Raw genomic sequence first — 23722 nt, 5'->3', positions numbered from 1 at the left:
TATGGCAGAATTAATTATATATTCTGAAAGAATAAAAGATAATATAAAAAAGCTAAGCAACTTTTTTGAGGAAAACAATATAGAGTGGAGTTTGGTAACAAAAGTTTTCTCGGGAGATAAAACATTTTTAAGAGAAATTTTAACTCCAGATGTAACCGAAAACATTAACTCAATAGGAGACTCTAGGTTAACAAGTTTACGTAATCTACGAGAAGTAAATCCAGATTTACGAACTATATACATAAAACCTCCCGCAAACATTTATGCAGATGATGTAGTGGAGTATGCCGATATTTCTTTAAATAGCTCTTTATCTACTATAGAGTCGCTAAATGAAGCAGCTAAAAAGAAAAATAAAATTCATAAAATCATTATTATGATTGAAATGGGTGAATTAAGAGAAGGGGTAAAGAGAGATAATATTTTAGGGTTTTATGAAAAAGTATTCAATTTATCTAATATTGAAGTAATAGGCATAGGTTCAAATTTAGGGTGTATGTATGGAGTAGAACCTACATATGATAAGCTATTACAATTATCATTATATAAAGAGCTTATATCAGCCAAATTCAACAAGAATTTAAGATATGTTTCTGGAGGGACGTCAATTACATTACCGTTGGTGGAAAATGGAGTAGCCCCTAAGGATATTAATCATTTTAGAATAGGAGAAGCTGCCTTTTTTGGAGTAAGCCCATTAGAAAATAAAAGATTTCAAGATTTACACACGGAAACATTTGAGTTTTATGCTAATGTAATAGAATTAGAAAAAAAGAAAATAGTGCCTGATGGTATTATTAGTGAAGCAAGTATTGGTCACACCTCAGAATATGATGAAAGTGATATACAAGAAACATCTTACAAGGCTATCTTAGATTTTGGTTTATTAGATGTAGATAAAGATGATATTGAAGTTGAAGATAAAGATATTTCTTTTGTTGGGATAACTTCTGATATGTTAGTAATTGATGTTGGGTTGAATAAAGATGAATCAGGAAATATAAAGTATAAAGTAGGTGATAAGGTTAAGTTTAAGCTTAGTTATATGGGAGTTGCCAGACTCTTGATTTCGAAATTTATAGATAAAGTCTACGTAAAAGATATTTAAAAGTCTGTTTTTTTTATTGTTTGTTTTAAAAAAAACTCAAGAGCTATTATTTTAGTTTCTTGAGTTTTTAATTTAGCTAAAACGTTCAACATTAAAAGGAGTAATATCTAGGCTTGTTTTTTTATCATCGATAATTTCAGAAACTAATTTACCAGTAGCAGGCCCTAAGCTCCAACCCATCATCGCATGCCCTGCAGCCACAGTTATATTTTTAAGGTTTGAAAGCTTACCAATGTAAGGCAAACCATCAGGAGAACAGGGGCGTAAGCCACTTTCAACATTATCTATTTCTTTTTGATTAATGTTTAAATTGTTGTAATAACTTTTACTAGCGTTAACGATAGCATTTACTCTCTTCTTATTTATTTTGTTATTGATGCCAGCAATTTCCATCATACCTCCAAAACGTGTAAATCCATTCATTGGAGTTACTGCAACTTTAGCTTCCGTTAAAATGGCAGGAATTGTAATACCAGTATCGTTTTTTACATTAATCCGATAACCTTTACCAGCTTGCACAGGAATATTAATTCCTAATTTTTTTGCTAGCTTCTGTGTCCAAGATCCAGTGGTTAAAATAAATTCATCAGCAACAATCGTGTTGTTTTTTGTATTGATTGATTTTATTGTATTGTTAGAAACATGAAAATCTAGAACTTCTTCATTAGACAAAAAGGTAACATTATTTTGTTCTAAGTACAACTTAAGTTGTTTCATATATTCACTTGGAGTCATGTGAGCATCAGAATGATAATATACAGCTCCTTTAATATTCAATTGAATATTAGGTTCGAGTTTTTGAGTTTCTTCTTTAGTTAAATGTTCAACTTTCAACCCTTCTTTTATGCCAAGCTTTCCAACATTCCATTCCTCTTCTCCCATTTTATCAGTTTTATAATACATCATCAATCCTTTATGCTGATAATGAAAGTCAAAATCTTTTGAAGCCTTTATTTCTTCGTATAATTCTCTACTGAATAAATTAATGTCTTTAATAACAGGAATAGAAGCAGCTACTTTTGTATGTGTTGCAGATTTTTTAAAAAACCAAGCCCATTGTAAGAAGTCATAATCTAAACGAGGTTTAATAGATAATGGACTAGTAGAACTAAGCATCCATTTTAACCCTTTGGAAATCATTCCTGGAGCTGCCAAAGAAACTATATGACTAGGAGTAATAATCCCAGCATTAGCAAATGAAGCTCCTGATGAAAAATCTGATTTTTCAATTACAGTTACTTTGTGTCCTTCTTTTTGAAGGTAATATGCGGAACTTAAACCTATAATTCCACCACCAATGATTATAATTTCTTTACTCATAAAAGATCCCTCGACTACGCTCGAGATGATAATTCGTTGCTTATAAAATATTAAATAACTTGAAAACCATGAGCATAAGGATCATCTTCATCATCGATAATGATGGTGTTGTACCCATATACTTTTGCCCATCCTTGAATACTAGGAACAATGGCTAACTTACCATCTAAAGTAGTTTCTTTTTCAACTCGACCAATAAATTTACTTCCTATAAAACTTTCGTGAATAAATTCCTCGCGAACTTCTAACTTTCCTTTAGCATATAACTGTGCTAAACGTGCTGAGGTTCCTGTACCACATGGACTTCTGTCAATTGCTTTATCACCATAAAAAACAGCATTTCTTCCTGATGAAGTAGGGTCAATAGGGCTACCTGTCCACAACATATGAGTTACATCTCTAATAGTATCATTTTCTGGATGAATAAATTGATCAGGATATTTTTCATTGATTCGTTCTCTAACAACTTGTGAGTATTGAATAATTTTAGAAGCAGTAAAATTGTGAACTCCTGAAAAGTTTTTTTGAGGGTCTACAATTGCGTAATAGTTTCCGCCATAAGCAACATCAAAAGTAATTTCTCCTAATTCAGGACAATCTATAGTGAGTCCTTGAGCTGCTAAATAGCTTTTTACATTGGTTAGTCGAACCCAATCGACTTTTTTGCCTGTTTGTTGGTATTCAATTTCAACTAAACCAGCGGGAGCTTCCATTTTAATTTTTCCAGAAACTTTAGGAGTAATTAATCCTTCCTCAATAGCAATAGTTATTGTACCAATAGTCCCATGTCCACACATTGGTAAACATCCAGAAGTTTCAATAAATAAAATAGCAAAATCGTTTTCTGGATTATGAGGAGGAAACAAAATTGAACCACTCATCATATCATGACCACGAGGCTCAAACATTAAACCTTTTCGAATCCAATCATATTCTTTTAGGAAGTGTTGACGTTTTTCGCTCATGTTGTTTCCTGTTAAATTAGGACCTCCACCAGCAACTACCCTAACAGGGTTTCCACAAGTATGTGCGTCAATGCAAAAAAAAGTTTTTTTCATCTTAAAATTGAATCGCCAGCTTGTATTCTGTAGTAGAAAAAACCCTTCAAATTTTTCTATTTGGAAAGACGAAGCTGGCTTTATTTCAATTTCTTTAGATGCTCCAAAAGTAAGGTTTTACACTCAGAGATTTTCTAAAGAAAATATTAAATTTTGTTATATTATTTCTCCTTTTGTTAGTGTACCGTTAACAGAACGTAAAATATGTAAAGGGTTTTCATTTTTTAGTTCTTGAGGTAATATATGGTTGGGCCAATCTTGATAACTAAAAGGACGTATCCAACGTTTAATTGAATTAACTCCTACAGCTGTAAACCTACTATCTGTAGATGCAGGGTAAGGGCCTCCATGTACCATTGATGGACAAACTTCTACTCCTGTAGGAACACCATTAAAAATAATTCTTCCAACCCTGTTTTGTAAGGCAGCAATTACAGTAGGGTAGTTTACTACTTCATTATCATCTGAAATTACAGTTCCAGTAAGTTGTCCTTCTAAATTTGAAATAATTTCTTCTAATTGTTTTTCATTTTCACATTGAACGACCATAGAGTATGGTCCAAATACCTCCTGGTGTAAGTTTGGATTATTTAAAAATGTTTTTCCTTCAACAGTTGTAACTACTTGCGCAGCATAGTTAGGTTGAGTACTGTCTTCATATGTAGCTACTAATGTTAAACCTTCCTGATTAAGAGCTTTGGTTTTATTACTCTCATATGCTCCAATAATATTTGGATGCAGCATACAACTAGGGTTAATCTCTACAATTTTATGAGCTAATGAGTTAATAAAACTATCTAAACTATCGCTCTTTATTCCTAGAATTAACCCAGGGTTGGTGCAAAATTGCCCTGTCCCGAGAGTAATAGAATTTGCATAAGTACTTGCTAAACTTTCTGCTCTATTTTGTAATGCTTTTGGAAGCATAATTACTGGGTTAATACTACCCATTTCTGCAAATACAGGAATTGGTTCTTCACGTTTTGCAGCTAAATCTAACAAAGCTCTACCACCTCTAATACTTCCTGTAAAACCAACAGCTTTTACTTTTGGGTGAGTAACTAATTGTTGTCCCACTTCTATACCACTCGAATTTAAGTTAGAAAATACACCGTTTGGCATTTCTGTTTTTTCTGCTGCTTTAATTATGGCAGAAGCTATAAGTTCACCAGTACCAGCATGCATAGGATGTGATTTCACTATAACAGGACAGCCAGCTGCTAAAGCAGCTGCTGTATCTCCACCTGCTGTAGAATAAGCAAGAGGGAAATTACTAGCACCAAAAACTACTACAGGACCTAACGGAATATTCATTTTACGTAAATCTGATTTAGGGTTTGGTTCTCTATTAGGTATAGCAGTATCAATAGTAGCTTCTACCCATGAACCATCTTTAACCAAATCAGCAAATGAACGTAATTGAAATACAGTTCTTCCTCGCTCTCCTTTTGCGCGTCCTTCTGGTAAACCAGATTCAGAACAATAAGTTTGTATTAATTCATTGTCTAAGGCTAAAATTTCATCAGCAATAGCATTCAAAAACTCAGCTTTTCTTTCACCTGAAATAGTTCTATACTTTTTAAACGCTTTTGAGGCTAAATTGACAGCTTCGTTAATTTCTTCTTGAGTTGCTTCAGAAAAGACCTGTTTATTTTCCTGATTTAATTCAGGGTTAAAAGTTTTATAAGTTTTGTTTCCTAAAGCTGATAATTGATTTCCTATATAGTTTTTTCCTGTAATCATATTTTAATGAGGTAGAGAGTTAATTAGTAAGTAGCTAAAGCTTTATAATCAGGTAGTGTTGGTCTGTTTTTTAATCCAGCTTCTATTACATTTAAAACATGTTTACGTTCCTCACCTATTAAAGGTAATCGTGGAGCTCGTACATTTTCAGTTCCAATACCTGTAGCCACTTCTGCTAACTTAATATTTTGTACCAATTTAGGATTTATATCTAATTCTAACAATGGTAAAAACCAACGATATATTTCTAATGCTTCTTGTATGCGGCCTGCTTTTTGTAATTCATAAATAGCCACAGTTTCTTTTGGGAAAGCACAAACCAAACCAGCAATCCAACCATCAGCACCCATCAATAAGCTTTCCAAAGCCAAAGTATCAACACCCGTCATTATCTTTAAACGATCTCCAAAACGGTTTTTAATTCTTGTAACGTTTGATATATCTCTGGTTGATTCTTTAACAGCTTCTATATTATTGCATTTTAAAAGCTCATCAAACATATCTAATGTAACTTCAATCTTATAATCTACAGGATTATTGTATACCATAATTGGTAGTGATGAATTGTTAGCTACTGCTTTAAAATATTCAACAGTTTCTCTATCTCCTGCTTTATAGCGCATAGGAGGAAGCATCATCAAACCTTTAGCACCATCTTCTTCCGCTTTTTGAGCAGCTTCAATAGCTCCTTTGGTAGTTTGTTCAGCAATATTCATTAAAACAGGAACTTGATTGTTAACTAAGTTAACGGTTGTTCTAGTTAGTGTTCTTTTTTCATCATCAGATAATGTACTGGCTTCTCCTAGGGTGCCTCCTAAAACAATTCCATGCACGCCTGCTTCCAATTGTGCTTTAATGTTTACTTCAAACATATTTAAGTCTAAAGTATCATCATTTGTAAACTTTGTAGTAACCGCTGGCATTACACCTTTCCAATTTATACTCATTGTAATATTGTTTTTTCATTACAAAGTTATGTGTAAGATAAAGAGAGTTTTGACTTGAAATTACCATATAGTAATACTATATTAGCTTATATAATGTATTTGTTTTATTATATTAATAGTATTTGCATATTTTTGAATAAGAATAGCAATTTATCAATGAAAGTTTTACCCTTTAAAATACCAAAAACTCAAAACATTGGACTAATTTATCAAGAAGATAGAGAGAAGTATTTTTATGATAAGTTCCATCAACATGAAGAAATTCAGTTATGTGTTATTGTAAAAGGAGAAGGAACGTTAATTGTAGGTGATACAATTAACAAATATTCATCGGGAGATGTTCTAGTTATAGGAAGTAACTTGCCACATGTTTTTAAAAGTGATGCTTCTGTTATAAAAGAATCTTTCATGATTTCATTATTCTTTACAAAGAGTTCTTTTGGGAAAGACTTTTTTTTGTTGGATGACTTTAAAGAGTTAATCACTTTTTTTGAAAAATCAATATCAGGATTTAAACTTGTTGAAAATAGAAGTGAAGTGATGAAGATATTTTTAGGTTTACAAAAATCTACGAATCTTAATCGATTTATAGGGCTGCTTGAAGTTTTAAAAATAGTAGTAAACTCAAAAACAACTGAGCTAGCAAGTTTTGTATATCCAAGGAGATACACAGATAATGAAGGAAAGAGAATGCGTAATGTTATGGACTTTACAATGAATAATTTTGATAAAAATATTGATTTGTACGAGATTGCAGAAAAGGCTAATATGACCCCCAATGCTTTTTGTAGATATTTTAAACAACGAACAAATAAGACGTATTTTACTTTTTTGAATGAGTTACGTATAGAGAATGCTTGTAAGTTTTTAAATTCAGAAAACTCATTATCAATAAGTGAAATTGCCTATCAATGTGGATTTAATAATTTATCTAATTTTAACAGAAAGTTTAAAGAAATTAAAGCAGTTAGCCCTTCAAAATACAGAAAAGTTTCGGGTTTTAAGTAGTTAGCTTGTTGTATTATAGTAAGAAAACAAAATATTATCAATTTTAAACAACTGTTGATTATATTTGGGGCTATTTATCTACTTAATTTTAATGGGGAAAAGAATTACTTATTTATTGTTTTTAGTATTGTCAATCATTACTGAATCATCTGCACAAGAAACATTACCAATTTATGCTGATTATTTATCAGATAATGTGTATTTATTACATCCAGCTGCTGCAGGTATTGGTGATTGTGGGAAAATACGATTAACAGCACGACAACAATGGTTAGGGGTAGATGATGCTCCTGCTTTGCAAACAGCGAGTTTTCACACAAAATTAGGTGAGTACTCAAATACTGGATTAGGAGTAATTCTCTTTAACGATAAAAATGGGTATCATTCACAAAAAGGAATTCAAGGTACTTATGCATATCACATTGATATGGGGAATGAAAATCTTTTTAATCAGTTATCTTTTGGATTATCTTTTTCTGTAGTTCAGAATGAGAGAGACCAAAGAACCTTTGTAAATGATCCAGCTGTAAGTCAGGTTATAGAAAGTGACTTCTATTTTAATGCTGACTTTGGTATGGCATATCATAAAAATGGATTATCATCTTATTTTACAGTAAAAAACCTTTTTTTATCAGCAAAAAACAACTTAAATCCAGATTTTGAATCGTATAATCTTAGAAATTATATTCTAGGAGGAGGTTATTTCTTTGGAGATAAAGAAAAGCTACAATTTGAACCATCATTAATGTTTCAATATAAAGAACAAACTGAAGAAAAAATAGCTGATATAAACTTCAAAGTATATAAGACCTTAAATGAAACTCAGTTATGGGCTGCTTTATCTTACAGAAGAAGTTTTGATGGAAATGTTTTTGGAGACTCTCAATATATAACACCTATAGTAGGAGTTAATTACAAGAAATGGATGTTTGCGTACACTTATACACAACAAACAGGTGATGTGGTATTTTCAAATGGAGGCTTTCATCAATTATCTTTAGGAGTAAATTTATTCTGCATAAAGAGAAGAGCAGCAGCGTGCCCTAATATTAATGGAAGTTTTACGTATTAAAAATCAAGGAAGCTGATTTCACTGTTTTGATATTCTTTGAGCATAACTTCCAGAACAGCTTTGTCTTTATTAATATAAAAAGTGTTTTTCGGAAGTTTGTTACTCAGGTTAAGCAAGTCATTTTGTGATAAAATATTTTTTACTTGTTTAGCAACAGCTTCACCAGAATCTATAATTTTAACTTTATTTCCAGTAATTTTTTGTATTTGAGGGAGTAGATATGGGTAATGGGTACAGCCCAAAACAATATAGTCACACTTTTTTTCTAACATGGGAAGTATGTACTTTTTTAATAAATAAGTCATCTCGTCAGAATGAATCTTACCATTTTCTATTAGTTCAACCAAACCTTCTCCAACTTGTTCTATAACGTTAATTTCATCATTTAAACTAGAGGTGGTTTTTTCAAATAAAGTACTATTTAAAGTACCTTTTGTTGCTAGTATACCGATTGTACCTGTTTTAGTATTTAATGAAGCAGGTTTAATTGCAGGCTCTATACCAATAAAAGGAATTTCGTAATTGTTTCTTAAATATTGAATAGCATTAGTAGTAGCTGTATTACAAGCAACAACAATAATTTTAGCTCCATTATTAATTAAAAACTCTGTGTTTTTAATCGATAAATCAACTATTTCTTGTGTTGATTTTTGCCCGTAAGGAGCATTTTTACTATCTGATAGGTAAATAGTGTTTTCTTGAGGTAAAAGTTGATGAATTTCCTTCCATATGGATGTACCACCAATACCAGAATCAAAAATACCAATAGGTTGTTGTGCAATAGTTTTCATACTTATAACAAAAATAAAAATCCTGCTGTTTAAACAGCAGGATTTTTATATAAAATATATGTATTCTTTTTAGAATCCTAATTTAGCTTTTACAGCATCGTAGATATCTTCTCCTTTGTCGTAAACGATTAAACCTTTACCTGGAGCAGCATCAAAAACATAGATAATTCCTCTTTCAGAAGCAACAGCTTTAATTGCGTCCTCAGCTTTCTTTAAAATAGGAATAGTTTTCTCTTGGTATTTCTTTTGCATTTCTTTACCAGCAGCTTGCTCAGCTTGACTAATTCTTAATCTATCTTGTTGAACTTCTTGAGCTCTTTTTTGGTTTACTTCTTGTGTTTGACTCTTACCTTCAGCTTCATATTTTTTCATTTTAGCTTCTAGTTTCTTGTACATTGTTTCAATGTCGTCACGGTATGTTTTGTTTAGCTTTTCTAACTCTGCTTTCATAGCTTTTGTAGCAGGCATCTCAGCTAATAATTTATCAGTGTTAATATGTGCAGTTTTTTGTGCATTCGCCACACCACCTAATCCAATCGTAAAAATTGCAACTAATAATAACGTTTTTAAATGTTTCATCTTTGTTTAATTTAATTAAAGTTATTTTATTCTTGATTTATTTGTTCTCTTTTGTTTCTTCCTCTTTTTTCTTTCTAGCTTCTTCTTGAGCTTTTAATAAGGCTTTTCTTTTTTCTTGTAAAAGCTTTCTTTTATCAGCACGTTCTTTTAAACGTTGTTTTCTTTTTTCTTCAATTTGTTTAATTTTAGCAAGTCTATCAGCTTCTTTTTTCTTTCTTAGTTCAGCTTTTTTTGCTATTTTTTCTTTTTGCTCATCACTTAAGTTATCATTTTTAAGTAATGATTTTTTAGCTTCTATTTTATCCTTTTTAGCTTGTTTTCTTTGATCTATATTAATCATTTGTACAACAAGGTCGCTAATATCGTGTTTTTTGTTGGAATACAGCATAACTAAATCGCTGGATTTGTCAAAAACAAAATCATACTTTTTCCTAGAAGCAATTGTTTGTACAGCGTTGTATACTTGGTCTTGTACAGGTTTTACTAATTGCTTTCTTAAATTATACATATCACCATTTGGACCAAAATATAAAGACTCTAATCTTCTTAAAGATTCTTGCTTAATAGAAATATCTTCTTCTCTCTCTTCAATTAAATCTTTAGTTAAAATGGCTTTTTCGTTTGTTAAATCAGTTTTTAAAACTTCAATAGCACGAGCCTCTTTGTCTAATCGAGCTTTCCATTTTTCAACTTTAGCGTCTAAGGAGTTTTGAGCTTCTAAATATGCAGGGATACTTTGAAGAATATACTCCATATCAATATAAGCGATACGTTGATTTTTTTGGGCAACGGTTATACCTGTTACAAGTAAAAGAACGATTGATAAAATATTTTTTTTCATCTTGTATAATGTGTTTAGAAAAAACCGTGCCAAAACCTAGACGCATTATAAATGCATGATTTTAGAACTGTCTTCCAATTATAAAATGCGTTTGCCAACCTGACTTTTCAGTTAAACCAGGTAACGGATCGAAACCATGTGCGAAATCGATACCTAATAATCCAAATGCAGGCATAAATATACGAACACCTACTCCAGCTGAACGTTTTAGTTTAAACGGATTAAACTCGCTAAAATTGTCATAAGAATTACCTGCCTCTAAAAATCCTACTGTATAAATAGATGCAGAAGGTTTATCAGTAATAGAATAACGTAATTCCAATTGAAATTTGTTGTAAATAGCGCCACCATCAAGAGAAGAAATACGATTGTTTTCGTAACCTCTTAAACCTATTGTTTCACGTCCATCTAATTGTCCTTGAGCAATACCATCACCTCCTACAAAATATCTTTCTACTGGGGTTAATCCTAATTTGTCATTATAAGAGCCTAAATACCCCATTTCAAAATTAGACATTAATACTAATTTATTAGCTAAGGATGTATACCATTTCCCTTTTGCAGAAATCTTGTAATACTCTAACCACTTATATTTATCAGCTAAATAAGCTTGACGCTCATCAGGTGTTGGGTTTGTTGGTTCAGTATAGTCTTTTCCGTTTACTAAAGAGTAAGGGAAAGTAGCTTTAGCTTTTATTGTAAATTCAGAACCGTAAGTAGGGAAAATTAAACTAGGTCCAGCTGAATTACGACTCAATGCAAATGTATATGCTAAGTTATTTAAATCTCCTTGACTTAGTATATTGTTTGAAGAACCTACTCTATATCCGTAATCTTGAAGTTCAATTCTTTGGTAACTTATGTTTTGAGAAAGTGTAAAATAATCATCAGGCCATTTTAAACGTTTTCCTAAACCTATAGAGGCACCAATAATACTTAAACTTTCATCTTTGTTTACATCATAAGTTGTGTAATCAAAACGATATTGGTTTGATAAATATACAGAAAAAGATAATGATTGCGGTGTTTTACCTCCTAACCATGGTTCTGTAAAAGAGAAACTATAGGTATTATATGTTCTACTAGCTTGTAAACGTAAAGATAGTTTTTGTCCGTCTCCCATAGGAAGAGGTTTGTAAGCTTCTTTGTTAAAAATGTTTCTAACTGAGAAATTGTTAAAAGATAGTCCCAAAGTACCAATGAAGGAACCACCACCATAACCACCTTGTAGTTCAATTTGACTACCACCTTTTTCAACTACAGAAAAATCTATATCTGCTGTTTTATTTTGATAGTTTGGCTTAACATCTGGAGTTACATTTGTGTCGAAGAAACCTAATTGTCCTATTTCACGGATAGATCTAATAATGTTTTGACGACTAAATAAATCTCCTGGCTTAACACGTAATTCTCTATAGATTACATGATCGTTTGTCTTGTCATTTCCTGTTACTGTAACTTTCTTTATAGTTGCAGGCTCATCTTCTCTAATACGAACTTCAACAGTAATAGAGTCATTTTCTACTTTAGTTTCTACTGCATTTACCTGAGAAAATAAGAAACCGTTATTGTGATATAATGTTTGAATATCTTGAGAGGTAGGCGTACCGTCTCCAGAAATACGTTCTTTTAAAACTTTTCCGTTATAAATATCTCCTTTGTCAATTCGTAAGATGTTATTTAATTGTTCATCAGTGTACTCTTTGTTTCCAATGAAAATTATTTCGTCAAAACGGTATTGACGACCTTCTTCAACCTCAATTTCGAGGTTTATGGTGTTGTCGTCATTCCAAACTACCTTATCAGACAAAATTCTAGCATCACGATATCCATTTTCGCTGTACTTTTCAAGAATGCTTTTTAAATCTTCTTTATAATCATCTAAAATATATTTAGAAGCTTTCCAAAAACGACCAAAAACTTTACGTTTAGTGTTTTTCATAGCACCTCTTAAAGAAGCGTCAGACATAGCTTCATTACCTGTAAAGTTGATTTCTTTAATTTTTATACGGTTACCTCTGTCAATAAAAATAGCCATGCTAACAGTATTAACATCAGAGGTGTCTCTTTTTGTGTCTAGTGAAACCTTTGTTTTTAAGAAACCTTTATCAGTATATTTCTTTTTAATAAAGTTACGTGTGGTTACAATAAGGTTATCTGTAACCATTGCTCCCTTTTTTAATTCAGTTTCTTTTTTAATCTCTTTAATCTGTGATTTTTTTACTCCTGAAATAGTAACAGTAGTTAATTGAGGTAATTCAGTTACGTCAAATTGAAGGTATACAGTTTCACCATCACGTTTAGATAAGTATACATCTACTTCACTAAACTGCTTGCTTTCGTATAACTTTTTAATAGCACTTGTAAGTTTATCACCAGGTAATTTAACTGGTTGACCTTCTACTAAGCCAGTATATATTCTTACTGTTTGTTCACTAAATTTTTGTAAGCCAGTTACAGTTATTCCACCTAAAATATACTCTTTCCCTTTTTCATAGGAAATAACATTTGAAGTAATGCTGTCTTTAGGAGTTGTGTTTTGTGCTTGAGTACTCACCGCAAAAAGGGTGATAAAAAATACTAGTAAATACGAATATTTATTCATTGGTTTCAATCTGTTCGCTGGTTTTTCCAAATCTTCTTTCTCTGTTTTGATAATCAATTATTGCATCATAAAGATGTTCTTTTCTGTAGTCAGGCCATAATACATCTGTAAAATACAGCTCAGCATAAGCCATTTGCCAAAGTAAATAATTGCTTATTCTTTGTTCCCCACTTGTACGTATCATTAAATCAACGTCGGGCAAATTAAACGTATATAAATGATTATTTATAATTTTCTCGTTAATTTTTTCAATTTCTATCTCGTTATTAACAACTTTTTTTGAAATGTTTTTGATTGCATTAACAATTTCTTCTCTTGAACCATAGCTTAAAGCAAAGGTTAAAGTAATTTTAGTATTGTTTTTAGTTGCATCAATAACTTTGTTTAATACTTTTTGAGCATTGCTAGGTAAATTAGCTAAGTTACCAATAGCATTAACTCTTACATTTTTACGTTGAAATTCGGGGAGTTCTTTTTTTAGGGTAGTTACCAGTAAGCTCATTAAAGCATCTACTTCTAACTTTGGACGGTTCCAGTTTTCGGTAGAAAAAGCATATAGAGTTAAAAATTTAATACCTAGCTCAGAAGCTGTGTCTGCTGTTTCTCTAATGGCTGTTAAAGCATTTCTATGTCCAAAAACACGTTGCATCCCTTTACCTTTCGCCCATCTACCATTACCATCCATAATTATAGCAATGTGGTTTGGTACTTTTTGTAAGTTAATGCGCTGTAGTTTTTCTTCCATAATTATTCTGCTATTCCACCAAAACAAGGCGGTCTTCCAAAGGTATATACAATAGAAACTCCTGAGAACACATACCAGTCGTTTCCATTACCTCCAAAGTCTAATGAGTTTATTCTATCTGTTGTAAAATCTATATCGTCTACAAATGTAAATCGTACACCTGTTTCAAATGCGATAGCAAAATTATCTGCTAACCTTCCTTTAAGTCCTATACCTACAGGTACAGTGTAAGAGAATTTATTTTTTAAAAGAATTGTATTACTAGAAGAAGTTGGTTCTGGGCTTTTATAATTAAAAGCAGCAACTTCTGCTAAGATGTATGGAGTGAATGTAGTTCTGTAATCGTTGATATTGTAATCAAAGAAATTAAATTCTACTCCAGCAGCAAACTCATGAATAGTATTTGAGAAGCTAATACCTCTATTTTGACGAAAAGCATTATCGGCATCATTATCATTACCAGAAACAGGTATGTATGTATATGTTCCTCTTAAGGCAATTCTTGGGTTTAAATTGTATTTGTATACAAGTCCGCCTGCAAACTCATTAGGGTATATGTAGTTTGTACTACCAATGTCACCAACATAGTTAGAACCACCGGCAAAAAAACCAATTTCGTGTGTTTGTGATTGTAATGGTGTTACTACACAAGCCAATAATATTAATAAAATAAGTCCTCTCATTGTAAAATAGCGTGCAAATATAGGGAATTGAATTTGCTTTAAAAAGTTAATAATCCGTCTTTTTGATTAACTTTTTTTTTACGTTTTTATTGTAATTAACATCGTTATAACGATTCATTTCGTATATCTTCTCCCCATAATAGTTTTCCACGCAAGGTATTCAAATAAGATTGATTTTTTGGTAAAACACTTTTTATGGTAAATGGAGCTTTTCGTATTTTTATTTTAGTATCTATAGGAACTGTAGTAATTCGAGAATCTAAAGAAATTAAAAAATCTTTTTCTCTTGCGCTAACTTCCAGAAGAATATCTGTATCATCTGGAATAACCATTGGACGCGCATTTAAATTATGCGGTGCTATAGGAGTAATAACAAAACTTTTTGAATTTGGTAAAATAACAGGTCCATCACAGCTAAGAGAATAACCTGTAGAGCCCGTTGGAGTTGCTATAATTAACCCGTCAGCCCAGTAATTCGTTAAATACTCTGTGTTTAATGAGGTTTTAATACCAATCATAGAAGTTGTATTTCTTCTAGCAATAGTAACTTCATTAAGAGCAAAGTTAAGTTCGGTAAAATCTTCTGTAGCAGGAGATGTTTCTATTTGTAATAAAGAACGCTCTTGAAGCGTGTATTCTTTTTTAAGCATCAAGTTAATAGCTTCTTCAATTTGATCTTTTTGAATCGTAGCCAAAAAACCTAAACGCCCAGTGTTAATACCCATAATAGGAATATCTAAATCTCTAATATAGGTAACGGCTCTCAAAATAGTACCATCTCCACCTATGGTAAACATCACATCAAAAGTATTTGATAAGTCATTAAAGTGTGCGTAAGTGGGGTACTTTTTACTTAGCGAATTATTTTCAACAAATAAATTATAGAACTGTTGTTCAAAAAAAACAACAATGTTATGTTTTTCTAAAATGGTTAAAAGAATTTTAACTTCTTTTTCTGCAAGTGTGGTATAAGCTTGTCCGTAAATAGCGACTTTTTTCACTTTTGGAGTTTTGTTTGGTTATTGAAAAAATTACATATCTAAGTACTTCCTTAAATAGGCAGCTCTATCTTTTAGTTCTTCTAAATAAAAATCATCTTTGTGTTGAGTAATAACATTGTAGCCGTATCTACGAAATGTTTGAATGATTTCATTTATTTCTTCAGAAACAATTTTAAGAGTAACTTCAATACTATTTATATTTTCAGAAGAAATATATGCGCCCAATAATTTACCGTTACTAGCTTCAACTATTTGTGCTACCTGACTCATAGAATAATCTGTTTTATTCTTGTCAATAATCAAAGTATCACTCTCGTTGTGTAAAAAAGGGCTGTTTGCAAAAGCATCTAAAATATCACTCAATTCATAGTAACCTACATAATGCAGGTTTTTATCAAGAACTGGAATTAAATTCGAGTCATTATCAGCAAATAAAGCAATTAAATCGAGTAAAGTTGCATTTTCATTTGTGTAAAAATGATCTAATAAGTAGGAGTACTCTCTAAGTGTACGATTTTTATTTTCTATTGTCTGAATATCACTTTCAGGCAAACAACCTACTAATCTGTTGTTTTCAACAACAGGAATATGGGTTATAGGCAAATCATTACACAGCTTTTGAGCACTTTTTACAGTGCTGTTTAGTGAGAGTGCTTTAATTTCTTTTAATATAAAATCGTTGATTTTCATTACTACGAATATAGTTTAAAATGTTGGAATGCGTTACCTTTGTAGTCTAATTTTATAGCATGACAAAGTTAAGTGTTAATATTAATAAAATAGCTACACTTCGTAATTCTAGAGGTGGGAACGTACCTAATTTACTAAAAGTAGCAGCCGATATACAAGATTTTGGGGCAGAAGGAATCACAATTCACCCAAGACCAGATGAACGTCATATTCGTTATCAAGATGCCTATGATTTAAAATCAATTGTAACAACTGAATATAATATTGAGGGAAATCCAATTGATAAGTTTAAGCAAATGGTGTTAGAAATTAAGCCAACACAAGTAACATTGGTTCCTGATAGTGTAGACCAACTTACGTCTAATGCTGGTTGGGATACTATAACGCATCAATCGTATTTAAAAGATGTGATTGCTGAATTTAAAAGTGCAGGAATTAGAACATCAATTTTTATTGATACAGATTTAAAACTAATTGAAGCTGCTGCAAAAACAGGAGCAGATAGAGTTGAGTTGTATACTGAAGAATTTGCAACGCAGTACGAAAAAGGAAATAAAGAAGCTGTAAAAGTGTACGCAGAAGCAGCTATATTGGCAAATGAAGTAGGGCTAGGTGTTAACGCAGGTCATGATTTAAGTTTAGATAATATTCAATTTTTTAAACAAAACATTCCTCATTTGGCTGAAGTGTCAATAGGACATGCGTTGATATCAGAAAGTTTGTATTTAGGTTTAGAGAATGTTGTGAATATGTATTTACATCGTTTGCAATAACTATGGAAGTATTACACTCAAAAATAATTGGAGAAGGACAGCCGTTGCTTATTTTGCATGGATATTTTGGTATGGGTGATAATTGGAAATCACATGCCAATAAATTTGCAGAAGACGGTTTTGAGGTACATTTGATAGATCAACGAAATCATGGACGAAGCTTTCATACAGACGCTTTTGACTACGAATTATTGGTTGGTGATTTGTACAATTATACTCAACATTATAACCTGGAAAAAGTAGATTTGTTAGGGCATTCCATGGGTGGGAAAACAGTAATGCTGTTCGCAACAGAATATCCTGAGTTAGTAAATAAACTAATTGTTGCAGATATTTCACCAAGAATGTATCCGCCACATCATCACGAGATTTTAGCAGCTTTAAACTCTGTAGATTTTTCAGTACAAACTTCGCGTAAGTTAGTAGATGAAAAGCTAGCAGAGTTAATTCCAGAAAAAGGAATTCGTCAATTTTTAGCCAAAAACGTTTATAGAAAAACAAAAGATGAATTAGCATTTCGTTTTAATTTAAAATCGTTAACAGAAAATAACAGTGAGGTAGGGGTAGCGTTGCCTTCTTTTACAGTTTTTGAAGGAGATACGTTGTTTTTACGCGGAGCAAATTCTGGATATATTTCAAAAGAAGATGAGCCGCTAATTCAAGCACACTTTCCAAAGGCGGTAGTAAAAACTGTAGCCAATGCTGGGCACTGGCTACATGCTGAAAACCCAAAGGATTTTTATAAAGAAGCTATAACTTTTCTAAAGTAAAAAGCGAGGAGGAATTTATTAATCCCTAGTCCCTCGCTTAAAATACTCGCCCCCCGGCGAAAAACAAAAAATGTATTAAGGGAAATCACTGTTTATTTCATTAATCAAGCTATTTATATTACTGTCAATAGCTTGTTGATCTTTCATATAGTTATGGAAAACAACCACAATAGCTTTTTCAATAGTTAAATTTTTTCTTTTACCAGAATATACTTTTTGTATGGTTTCTAAAGAAAAATCATGACCATTCTTGCTTAAGTAGTTTTTTACCTTTTCACGGTATTTAGGTGGTTTAATTTTTTCTAATTCTTTTCGTTGTATAGCAGTTATCATAAAAACTCAAATTGTTTTTTAGAAGTTGATAGCACTTTTTAATTTATATTTGTACGTATCCTGTACTTATTACGAAGTAAAAATACAAACAAAAATCTAAACACGAAAACAAAATTAAATAAAATTTAGAAAAAAGTTATTTTTCAATGAGCGATTTTGTAGATGAAACATATAAGAGAGTAGAAGAAATAATTAACTATAAAAGGTTAAATATTAGGTCTTTTGAGGAGATTATTGATGTGTCTAATAATTCTATTGGAACAGCAATAAGAAGAAAATCGTCATTTAAAAGTAATGTGTTAAACAAAATTCTACATTCTTTTCCAGAGATAAACCCAACTTGGTTGCTTACAGGAAAAGGAGAAATGTTTTTAAATGGTGTAGCTAAAGCAAGTGAACCAGCATCTAAATATAACTTGCTAGATATAAAAAGCAAGGTAAAAGATAATCTAATACACTTGTTGTTAGAAGATAAAGAAGTAAAAGAAGCTATAGCAACTCAAGTTTCAGAAGTCTTAAAGAAATAATAACTTAACGGTTGCTTTAAAAACTAACCTTCATTTTCAGTTAAACTCTCCAAAGCATAATACAATCTATTTTGCGCGTTGTCTTGCGAACCAAAGATAGAGCGATATACTTCACCATCAGGAGTTAGTAATATCCATTGTGGTGTTCCTTCAGAGTTAAAAAAATCATACATTTTATGATTGTTGTCTATATAGATAGGGAAAGGGAGCTCGTTTATAGTAAAAATACTTAGAATATCATCTTTGGTAACATTGTTGCTGCTAAAATTACTATGGATACCAATAACTTCAATATCCTTGTAGGTTTGTTTAAATTTATAAGCTAATGGAATAGCTCTTCCTGTACAACCTAAACAAGCATTGTTGTAAAACAACAATAATAGAATTTTGTTAGCATACTTTTCAAGTAAATTAACTTCATTTTGATTAAAGTCGGTAACTTTTATTGAGGTTACAATTTTGCTAGTATCCATTTTAGGTTTTTAATTGAAGTTTTTAGCAAAGTTATTTAAAAAGAAGAAGCTTTTAAATCTCTACAAGCTAAAAACATTCTTTAGCTTGTAGAGTAGAGTTTGTTACTGTAGGTTTTTACCTAATGTGTATACTTTATTTAACCACAAATTTCTTTGTTCTGTGGTTGAATCTTTTATTACTGAAAGGAAAGTGGTTTTAACAGGTTTAATACCACAAAACTCCAATGTTCCTTTTTTAAACTGCCTAATAGCAGGTCTTTTCATAAAAAGATAATCATACCAACTAGGGGTGTCAGAAGTTATAATAAGTCGAGAAGTTTTATCTTTTAAAAGCTTTTCAGGAAAAGGTTTTCCTTCAACAGGCTGAAAAGTAATTCCAGGTAAAAAAGCTCTGTCAATAAAACCTTTCATCATTGCAGGGTAGCCTGCCCACCAAATAGGAAAAACCCAAACTAAATGATTTGCTGCTTTAATTTTGTCTAAAGCCTCAATTAAATCAGGTTCTAAATCAGTTCTTTTTCTATAACCAAATTTAAGAATAGGGTTAAAGTTTAAATCGGCAATATTAATTTGTTCTATTTGTGCGTTGGTTTCTTCTGCACCTTTTTTATAGGCAGCAGCAAGTGCGTGATTAAAACTTTCTTTATCAGGATGTCCGTTTATTAATAAAATGTTCTTCATAATATAGTTAAGATTATGAAGCAAATTACGGGTGGTTTTACAAGCCTAAAAAGGACAATTGTCTAATAAAAAACTGATTTTCTAATTCGGCTCAAATGTCGTTGCGTAATACCTAAATAAGAAGCAAGATATTGTAATGGTATGGTTTGTAAATAGCTAGGGTGTGTTTCTAATAATTTCTTGTAGCGGTTTTCAGCGCTTTCATTTTGTAAAACAAAAATTCTGTTCTCAAGATTTATATATTCTTGCTCAGCAAATATTTTAAAAAGACGTAACCAATTGGTGCTTGAATTTTCTAGTGCTACAAATTGCTCTTTGGAGATGCTGTATAGTTCTGCATCGGTTAATGCTTGAATATTCTCGTTAGTTATTGTTTGAGAAATAAAAGACGAGTAAGCGGTAACAAAAGAGTTTTCTGATAACAAACAATAGGTAGCTTCTTTTTCGTCAGACGAATGATAAAACGACCTGAAAATACCTGAAGCTATAAAAGCAACTTCTTTACAAGTGTTTCCTTCTTGTATAAAAAAATCACCTTTGTTAAGTTTTTTATACCTAACTAAATTTACAAAGTTGTCTATTTCTTCTTCGGAAAGAATGTTGTAGGAGGCTAAGTGTTTTTTGAGCATTTAAAAGTTTTTATTATCTGTTATTTAGGTTGGGGTGTTGTGTTCTTAATCTTGTGTTTGTGCAATAGAAAAAAAACTATTCCAAAAATTCCAGTTAAAAATGTGATTAAAAAACCAATTCTTGAGCGACTTTTTGCTTGGTGAAAACTGAATAAAATTTTACCCTTATCGTTAGATATACCAAAGACTTCTGGTTTGTATTTGTTTTGATCTGTCTTTTTTATCCAGATTTTAACTTCCTTAGATGTTGTTAATTGTCTTTTTATATCTTCAAAAATTTTATTATTTCTCTCTTGACCTATGTTTTCCATTATGTAGTAGGTTTTAAGATTATTTTTGAGAGTTATTTTTAATTCAGATTTTGTGCTTTTGGAGCCCCTAGAAGAGACTCTATGATAAAAGGTATTAATATCTTTAATTTTACCGCTTTCAATAATTAGAGAACTTTTTAAAATAAATAAGGAAGGAGCAAAGAAATAGATACCACAAATTAAATTCATTATTCCAAAAACTAAGAACTTTCCAGCAGTGTCTTTTTTATTCATTTACATAACTTGTGTATTAAGTCTAGCGAAATTAAAATAAATCCTCAAATAACTAAAACAAAGTTTTTAAACCTGCCAAAACAGCAGTTTTCTACTTTTGGTATGGTTGTGGTAAAGTATATGAAGTGTTATGAATTAATAGTTTCAGTTAAAAAGAGTAAATTTATAATTCATAACCAATTAAATAAAAAAGAAAAATGAAAACATTTTTAAAAGTATTATTAACTGCATTGGCAGTAATTGTTTTGGCAAATATTTTACCAGGGGTAACCGTAGCAAGTTATACAACCGCAGTAATTGTAGCGTTAGTAATTGCTTTGTTAAACCTATTTGTACGTCCGTTACTAGTGTTTTTTACATTGCCAGCAACCATCGTTACACTAGGATTATTCTTATTTGTAATTAATGCAGTAATTATATTATTGGCAGATAAACTAGTGTCAGGATTTGCAGTTAGTGGATTTTTTACAGCGCTCTTGTTCAGTGTATTGCTGTCAATTTTCAGATCATTAATGTTTTCGCTATTAAAAGAAGGAGACGAATAAGTAACCTAAAACATTAAAAACTAGAAAATAAGGGAGGTAAAAAAGATAATATTCTTATAGCTAAAAGTCTTGGTTATCAATAAATAAAGTAGTAATTTTGCACCCGATTTTTTAAGAAACAGATTTTTAAGATGAATATAACAAAAGAAAACGTAGATGCATTAAATGCAGTTGTAAAAGTTGATATTGTTGCAGAAGATTATCAAGATAAAGTAACAAAAGTATTAAACGATTACCGTAAAACAGCTAACATTCCTGGGTTTAGAAAAGGTCATGTACCAATGGGAATGGTAAAGAAGCAATACGGAAAATCAGTAATGATTGATGAGGTAAACAAGCTTTTACAAGAGTCGTTAAACAAATTCTTAGTTGAAGAGAAGTTAGATATCTTAGGTAACCCATTACCAAGAGTTCAAGAAGATTTCAATTGGGATGCTGATAAATTCTCTTTTGAGTTCGAATTAGGATTAGCTCCTGAGTTCGATGTAAACTTAAAGCCAAAAAACAAAGTAACTCAATATAACATTGTTGCTACTGACGAGTTAATCGAAAAAGAAGTTGAAAACATTCAATCTCGTTACGGTAAAATGTCAGCTAAAGACGAAGCTACAGAAGAAACTAATGTTACTGGTACTTTCGTAAACGAAGAGAAAGAAATCAACAAAAAATCTACAATTTCTGTAAAAGATATTAAAGGAAAAACAAACTTAAAAAAGTTTGTAGGTGCTAAAGTTGGAGACGTTTTAGAATTAAAAACTAAAAACTTATTTGAAGACGAGCACAAGTTACAAGGAGCTTTAGGAGTATCTCACGATGAGGTTCATGATTTAGACATTCCTGTAACATTTACTATTGAAGAAATTACTGAAATAGAACCAGCAGAATTAGACCAAGAGTTATTTGATAAGTTATTTGCTGACGGAAGTGTAAAAACTGTAACTGAATTAAAAGACAAAATTAAAGAAGACGCAGAAAAGCAATTCCAACAACAAGCAGATCAACAATTGTTAAATGCAATTACTGAGAACTTAGTTGATAATACTAAGTTTGATTTACCAGTTGAGTTCTTACAAAAGTGGTTACAAACTGCTGGAGAAAAAGAGTTAACTGCTGAACAAGCTGTTGAAGAATACAACAAGTCTGAAAAAGGATTACGTTACCAATTAATCGAAGGAAAGATTATGAAGGATAACGATATTAAATTAGACTATGCAGAGTTAGTAGACTATGCAAAAGGATTTATTAGAGCTCAAATGGCTCAGTTTGGAAACATGAATCCAGAAGAAAAAGAATTAGATGATATCGCAGGAAGAATCTTACAAAACCAAGATGAAGCACGTCGTTTACAAGAGCAATTAATTTCTCAAAAATTATTAGCTTTTTATAAAGAAAACATGAGTTTTGACACAAAAGAAGTTTCTTACGAAGATTTCATTAAAGAAGTATACAAATAACAGTTAATTACTGATGTTATAAATAAAAACCTGAATGTACATTCAGGTTTTTTTAGCCATTAACTGTAACAAAATACTAACGAAATAGTTCTTATATTTACATCTTTATAACCCAAAAACATTTTAAAAATGGATTACGGAAAAGAGTTCGAAAAATACGCAACAAAGCACCACGGAATAAATAGTACCTATTTAGGAAAAATTACTAGTAGCTTAACTCCATACATTATGGAAGAACGTCAAATGAATATTACTCAAATGGATGTTTTTTCTCGTTTAATGATGGATAGAATTATCTTCTTAGGTACAGGAATTAACGATCAAGTAGCTAATGTAATTCAAGCACAATTATTATTCTTAGAAAGTGTAGATGCTAATAAAGATATATCAATTTACATCAACTCACCAGGAGGTGGAGTATACGCTGGTTTAGGTATTTACGATACCATGCAGTTTATTAAACCAGACGTAGCTACAATTTGTACAGGTATGGCTGCTTCTATGGGAGCTGTATTAATGTGTGCAGGAGAAAAAGGAAAACGTTCAGCGTTACCACACTCTCGTATTATGATTCACCAACCATTAGGTGGAGCACAAGGACAAGCTTCTGATATTGAAATTACAGCTCGTGAAATTTTAAAATTAAAAGATGAGTTGTACCAAATAATATCAAAGCACTCAGGTCAAACAGTAGAAAAAGTAAACCAAGATTCTGATAGAGATTATTGGATGAAAGCCGAAGAAGCAAAAGCTTACGGAATGGTAGACGAAATTTTAACTAGAAAATAATAAACAGCTAAT

General features: G+C 31.3%; 26 protein-coding genes. 9 read left to right on the top strand and 17 right to left on the bottom strand.

All coding sequences use genetic code 11. The annotated features are described in order from the left end of the window. Window position 1 precedes the first annotated feature (1 nt). A complete protein-coding gene (locus VBY68_RS06910; protein ID WP_099215803.1) occupies window positions 2-1108 on the top strand; it encodes an alanine racemase in 1107 nt (368 codons plus the stop codon). A 72-nt stretch (window positions 1109-1180) separates the two neighbouring features. Here the strand turns inward: VBY68_RS06910 and VBY68_RS06905 are convergent, their stop codons facing one another. From VBY68_RS06905 to VBY68_RS06890, 4 genes are all read right to left on the bottom strand, one after another. Continuing rightward, window positions 1181-2428, bottom strand: coding sequence for an NAD(P)/FAD-dependent oxidoreductase (locus VBY68_RS06905; protein ID WP_124589455.1), 1248 nt, complete (start codon window positions 2426-2428; stop codon window positions 1181-1183). Window positions 2429-2478: 50 nt separating this feature from the next. Then, window positions 2479-3486, bottom strand: coding sequence for a 4-hydroxyproline epimerase (locus VBY68_RS06900; protein ID WP_415269304.1), 1008 nt, complete (start codon window positions 3484-3486; stop codon window positions 2479-2481). A gap of 156 nt (window positions 3487-3642) precedes the next feature. Continuing rightward, window positions 3643-5229 (bottom strand): aldehyde dehydrogenase (NADP(+)), encoded by a 1587-nt coding sequence (locus VBY68_RS06895; protein WP_273695178.1) that lies wholly within the window; start codon window positions 5227-5229, stop codon window positions 3643-3645. A gap of 23 nt (window positions 5230-5252) precedes the next feature. Beyond that, window positions 5253-6176 (bottom strand): dihydrodipicolinate synthase family protein, encoded by a 924-nt coding sequence (locus VBY68_RS06890; protein ID WP_415269303.1) that lies wholly within the window; start codon window positions 6174-6176, stop codon window positions 5253-5255. 156 nt (window positions 6177-6332) lie between these two features. Between VBY68_RS06890 and VBY68_RS06885 the strand changes: the two genes are divergently transcribed. Continuing rightward, window positions 6333-7184, top strand: coding sequence for an AraC family transcriptional regulator (locus VBY68_RS06885; RefSeq protein ID WP_124589444.1), 852 nt, complete (start codon window positions 6333-6335; stop codon window positions 7182-7184). Between the two features lie 91 nt (window positions 7185-7275). Continuing rightward, window positions 7276-8256 carry a PorP/SprF family type IX secretion system membrane protein gene (locus VBY68_RS06880; protein WP_124589442.1) on the top strand — a complete coding sequence of 327 codons (981 nt, stop codon included), beginning with the start codon at window positions 7276-7278 and terminating at the stop codon, window positions 8254-8256. Here VBY68_RS06880 and murI read toward each other — a convergent pair. The 8 genes from murI to VBY68_RS06840 all read right to left on the bottom strand — a co-directional run bounded on the left by murI (window position 8253) and on the right by VBY68_RS06840 (window position 16191). Next, window positions 8253-9047 carry a glutamate racemase gene (murI, locus tag VBY68_RS06875; protein WP_124589440.1) on the bottom strand — a complete coding sequence of 265 codons (795 nt, stop codon included), beginning with the start codon at window positions 9045-9047 and terminating at the stop codon, window positions 8253-8255. The genes VBY68_RS06880 and murI overlap by 4 nt on opposite strands. A 69-nt stretch (window positions 9048-9116) precedes the next feature. Then, a complete protein-coding gene (locus VBY68_RS06870; RefSeq protein WP_099215813.1) occupies window positions 9117-9626 on the bottom strand; it encodes an OmpH/Skp family outer membrane protein in 510 nt (169 codons plus the stop codon). A gap of 37 nt (window positions 9627-9663) precedes the next feature. Next, window positions 9664-10467 carry an OmpH/Skp family outer membrane protein gene (locus tag VBY68_RS06865; protein ID WP_121146183.1) on the bottom strand — a complete coding sequence of 268 codons (804 nt, stop codon included), beginning with the start codon at window positions 10465-10467 and terminating at the stop codon, window positions 9664-9666. Window positions 10468-10528: 61 nt separating this feature from the next. Continuing rightward, the gene (bamA, locus tag VBY68_RS06860; protein WP_415269302.1) at window positions 10529-13072 is read right to left on the bottom strand and encodes an outer membrane protein assembly factor BamA; all 2544 of its coding nucleotides are present in this window, start codon (window positions 13070-13072) and stop codon (window positions 10529-10531) included. Further along, entirely contained in the window at window positions 13065-13817 is a 753-nt protein-coding gene (locus VBY68_RS06855) for an isoprenyl transferase (protein WP_121146181.1), read from the bottom strand. Before VBY68_RS06855 ends, bamA begins: the two co-directional genes overlap by 8 nt. 2 nt (window positions 13818-13819) lie before the next feature. Continuing rightward, the gene (gene porG / locus VBY68_RS06850; protein WP_273695174.1) at window positions 13820-14500 is read right to left on the bottom strand and encodes a type IX secretion system protein PorG; all 681 of its coding nucleotides are present in this window, start codon (window positions 14498-14500) and stop codon (window positions 13820-13822) included. 104 nt (window positions 14501-14604) lie between these two features. Then, window positions 14605-15501: an NAD kinase gene (locus VBY68_RS06845; RefSeq protein ID WP_099215818.1), complete on the bottom strand. Its 897-nt coding sequence runs from the start codon at window positions 15499-15501 to the stop codon at window positions 14605-14607. A 30-nt stretch (window positions 15502-15531) separates the two neighbouring features. Beyond that, window positions 15532-16191: a CBS domain-containing protein gene (locus tag VBY68_RS06840; protein WP_099215819.1), complete on the bottom strand. Its 660-nt coding sequence runs from the start codon at window positions 16189-16191 to the stop codon at window positions 15532-15534. 59 nt (window positions 16192-16250) lie between these two features. Between VBY68_RS06840 and VBY68_RS06835 the strand changes: the two genes are divergently transcribed. Together VBY68_RS06835 and VBY68_RS06830 are read left to right on the top strand one after the other, a co-directional pair. Then, window positions 16251-16964 carry a pyridoxine 5'-phosphate synthase gene (locus tag VBY68_RS06835; RefSeq protein WP_415269301.1) on the top strand — a complete coding sequence of 238 codons (714 nt, stop codon included), beginning with the start codon at window positions 16251-16253 and terminating at the stop codon, window positions 16962-16964. Window positions 16965-16966: 2 nt separating this feature from the next. Continuing rightward, a complete protein-coding gene (locus VBY68_RS06830; protein ID WP_415269300.1) occupies window positions 16967-17734 on the top strand; it encodes an alpha/beta fold hydrolase in 768 nt (255 codons plus the stop codon). 75 nt (window positions 17735-17809) lie between these two features. On the opposite strand, the gene VBY68_RS06825 is transcribed toward VBY68_RS06830, so the two are convergent. Then, window positions 17810-18067, bottom strand: a complete 258-nt coding sequence (locus VBY68_RS06825) for a hypothetical protein (RefSeq protein ID WP_099215822.1) — start codon at window positions 18065-18067, stop codon at window positions 17810-17812. Between the two features lie 146 nt (window positions 18068-18213). Here VBY68_RS06825 and VBY68_RS06820 point away from each other — a divergent pair, with 146 nt between their 5' ends. After that, on the top strand, window positions 18214-18594 hold the full coding sequence (locus VBY68_RS06820; RefSeq protein ID WP_121146178.1) for a hypothetical protein: 381 nt from the start codon (window positions 18214-18216) through the stop codon (window positions 18592-18594). Window positions 18595-18617: 23 nt separating this feature from the next. On the opposite strand, the gene VBY68_RS06815 is transcribed toward VBY68_RS06820, so the two are convergent. From VBY68_RS06815 to VBY68_RS06800, 4 genes are all read right to left on the bottom strand, one after another. After that, window positions 18618-19067, bottom strand: a complete 450-nt coding sequence (locus VBY68_RS06815; RefSeq protein WP_099215824.1) for a TlpA family protein disulfide reductase — start codon at window positions 19065-19067, stop codon at window positions 18618-18620. Between the two features lie 102 nt (window positions 19068-19169). Continuing rightward, window positions 19170-19748, bottom strand: a complete 579-nt coding sequence (locus VBY68_RS06810; RefSeq protein ID WP_099215825.1) for an NAD(P)H-dependent oxidoreductase — start codon at window positions 19746-19748, stop codon at window positions 19170-19172. 62 nt (window positions 19749-19810) lie between these two features. Next, entirely contained in the window at window positions 19811-20377 is a 567-nt protein-coding gene (locus tag VBY68_RS06805; RefSeq protein WP_415269299.1) for a Crp/Fnr family transcriptional regulator, read from the bottom strand. 20 nt (window positions 20378-20397) lie between these two features. Further along, window positions 20398-20922 carry a hypothetical protein gene (locus VBY68_RS06800; RefSeq protein WP_415269298.1) on the bottom strand — a complete coding sequence of 175 codons (525 nt, stop codon included), beginning with the start codon at window positions 20920-20922 and terminating at the stop codon, window positions 20398-20400. A gap of 197 nt (window positions 20923-21119) precedes the next feature. On the opposite strand from VBY68_RS06800, the gene VBY68_RS06795 reads away from it, so the two are divergent. The 3 genes from VBY68_RS06795 (at window position 21120) to clpP (ending at window position 23710) form a co-directional block, all read left to right on the top strand. Next, on the top strand, window positions 21120-21467 hold the full coding sequence (locus VBY68_RS06795; protein WP_408026393.1) for a phage holin family protein: 348 nt from the start codon (window positions 21120-21122) through the stop codon (window positions 21465-21467). 131 nt (window positions 21468-21598) lie between these two features. After that, complete coding sequence (gene tig / locus VBY68_RS06790) at window positions 21599-22921, top strand: trigger factor (RefSeq protein ID WP_124589431.1); 1323 nt, start codon at window positions 21599-21601, stop codon at window positions 22919-22921. Between the two features lie 129 nt (window positions 22922-23050). Further along, the gene (gene clpP, locus VBY68_RS06785) at window positions 23051-23710 is read left to right on the top strand and encodes an ATP-dependent Clp endopeptidase proteolytic subunit ClpP (protein WP_099215829.1); all 660 of its coding nucleotides are present in this window, start codon (window positions 23051-23053) and stop codon (window positions 23708-23710) included. The last annotated feature ends 12 nt before the right edge of the window (window positions 23711-23722 follow it).

The organism is Tenacibaculum ascidiaceicola (assembly GCF_047470925.1).
In the GTDB taxonomy this organism is placed as follows: Bacteria; Bacteroidota; Bacteroidia; order Flavobacteriales; family Flavobacteriaceae; genus Polaribacter; species Polaribacter discolor.
The sequence above is the reverse complement of the archived record's forward strand: the minus strand, read 5'-3'. Positions and strand labels throughout refer to the sequence as shown.

Excerpts from the sequence above, each read along its gene's own strand:
- VBY68_RS06805 (WP_415269299.1), bottom strand. The coding sequence starts at position 20,377 with ATGCTCAAAAAACACTTAGCCTCCTACAACATTCTTTCCGAAGAAGAA.
- VBY68_RS06880 (WP_124589442.1), top strand. The coding sequence starts at position 7,276 with ATGGGGAAAAGAATTACTTATTTATTGTTTTTAGTATTGTCAATCATT.
- VBY68_RS06895 (WP_273695178.1), bottom strand. The coding sequence starts at position 5,229 with ATGATTACAGGAAAAAACTATATAGGAAATCAATTATCAGCTTTAGGA.
- murI (WP_124589440.1), bottom strand. The coding sequence starts at position 9,047 with ATGAAAACTATTGCACAACAACCTATTGGTATTTTTGATTCTGGTATT.
- VBY68_RS06910 (WP_099215803.1), top strand. The coding sequence starts at position 2 with ATGGCAGAATTAATTATATATTCTGAAAGAATAAAAGATAATATAAAA.
- VBY68_RS06820 (WP_121146178.1), top strand. The coding sequence starts at position 18,214 with ATGAGCGATTTTGTAGATGAAACATATAAGAGAGTAGAAGAAATAATT.
- clpP (WP_099215829.1), top strand. The coding sequence starts at position 23,051 with ATGGATTACGGAAAAGAGTTCGAAAAATACGCAACAAAGCACCACGGA.
- VBY68_RS06865 (WP_121146183.1), bottom strand. The coding sequence starts at position 10,467 with ATGAAAAAAAATATTTTATCAATCGTTCTTTTACTTGTAACAGGTATA.
- VBY68_RS06830 (WP_415269300.1), top strand. The coding sequence starts at position 16,967 with ATGGAAGTATTACACTCAAAAATAATTGGAGAAGGACAGCCGTTGCTT.
- VBY68_RS06815 (WP_099215824.1), bottom strand. The coding sequence starts at position 19,067 with ATGGATACTAGCAAAATTGTAACCTCAATAAAAGTTACCGACTTTAAT.
- VBY68_RS06810 (WP_099215825.1), bottom strand. The coding sequence starts at position 19,748 with ATGAAGAACATTTTATTAATAAACGGACATCCTGATAAAGAAAGTTTT.
- VBY68_RS06840 (WP_099215819.1), bottom strand. The coding sequence starts at position 16,191 with ATGAAAATCAACGATTTTATATTAAAAGAAATTAAAGCACTCTCACTA.
- VBY68_RS06855 (WP_121146181.1), bottom strand. The coding sequence starts at position 13,817 with ATGGAAGAAAAACTACAGCGCATTAACTTACAAAAAGTACCAAACCAC.
- VBY68_RS06835 (WP_415269301.1), top strand. The coding sequence starts at position 16,251 with ATGACAAAGTTAAGTGTTAATATTAATAAAATAGCTACACTTCGTAAT.
- VBY68_RS06870 (WP_099215813.1), bottom strand. The coding sequence starts at position 9,626 with ATGAAACATTTAAAAACGTTATTATTAGTTGCAATTTTTACGATTGGA.
- VBY68_RS06825 (WP_099215822.1), bottom strand. The coding sequence starts at position 18,067 with ATGATAACTGCTATACAACGAAAAGAATTAGAAAAAATTAAACCACCT.
- VBY68_RS06795 (WP_408026393.1), top strand. The coding sequence starts at position 21,120 with ATGAAAACATTTTTAAAAGTATTATTAACTGCATTGGCAGTAATTGTT.
- VBY68_RS06800 (WP_415269298.1), bottom strand. The coding sequence starts at position 20,922 with ATGAATAAAAAAGACACTGCTGGAAAGTTCTTAGTTTTTGGAATAATG.
- porG (WP_273695174.1), bottom strand. The coding sequence starts at position 14,500 with ATGAGAGGACTTATTTTATTAATATTATTGGCTTGTGTAGTAACACCA.
- VBY68_RS06885 (WP_124589444.1), top strand. The coding sequence starts at position 6,333 with ATGAAAGTTTTACCCTTTAAAATACCAAAAACTCAAAACATTGGACTA.
- VBY68_RS06900 (WP_415269304.1), bottom strand. The coding sequence starts at position 3,486 with ATGAAAAAAACTTTTTTTTGCATTGACGCACATACTTGTGGAAACCCT.
- VBY68_RS06905 (WP_124589455.1), bottom strand. The coding sequence starts at position 2,428 with ATGAGTAAAGAAATTATAATCATTGGTGGTGGAATTATAGGTTTAAGT.
- tig (WP_124589431.1), top strand. The coding sequence starts at position 21,599 with ATGAATATAACAAAAGAAAACGTAGATGCATTAAATGCAGTTGTAAAA.
- VBY68_RS06890 (WP_415269303.1), bottom strand. The coding sequence starts at position 6,176 with ATGAGTATAAATTGGAAAGGTGTAATGCCAGCGGTTACTACAAAGTTT.
- bamA (WP_415269302.1), bottom strand. The coding sequence starts at position 13,072 with ATGAATAAATATTCGTATTTACTAGTATTTTTTATCACCCTTTTTGCG.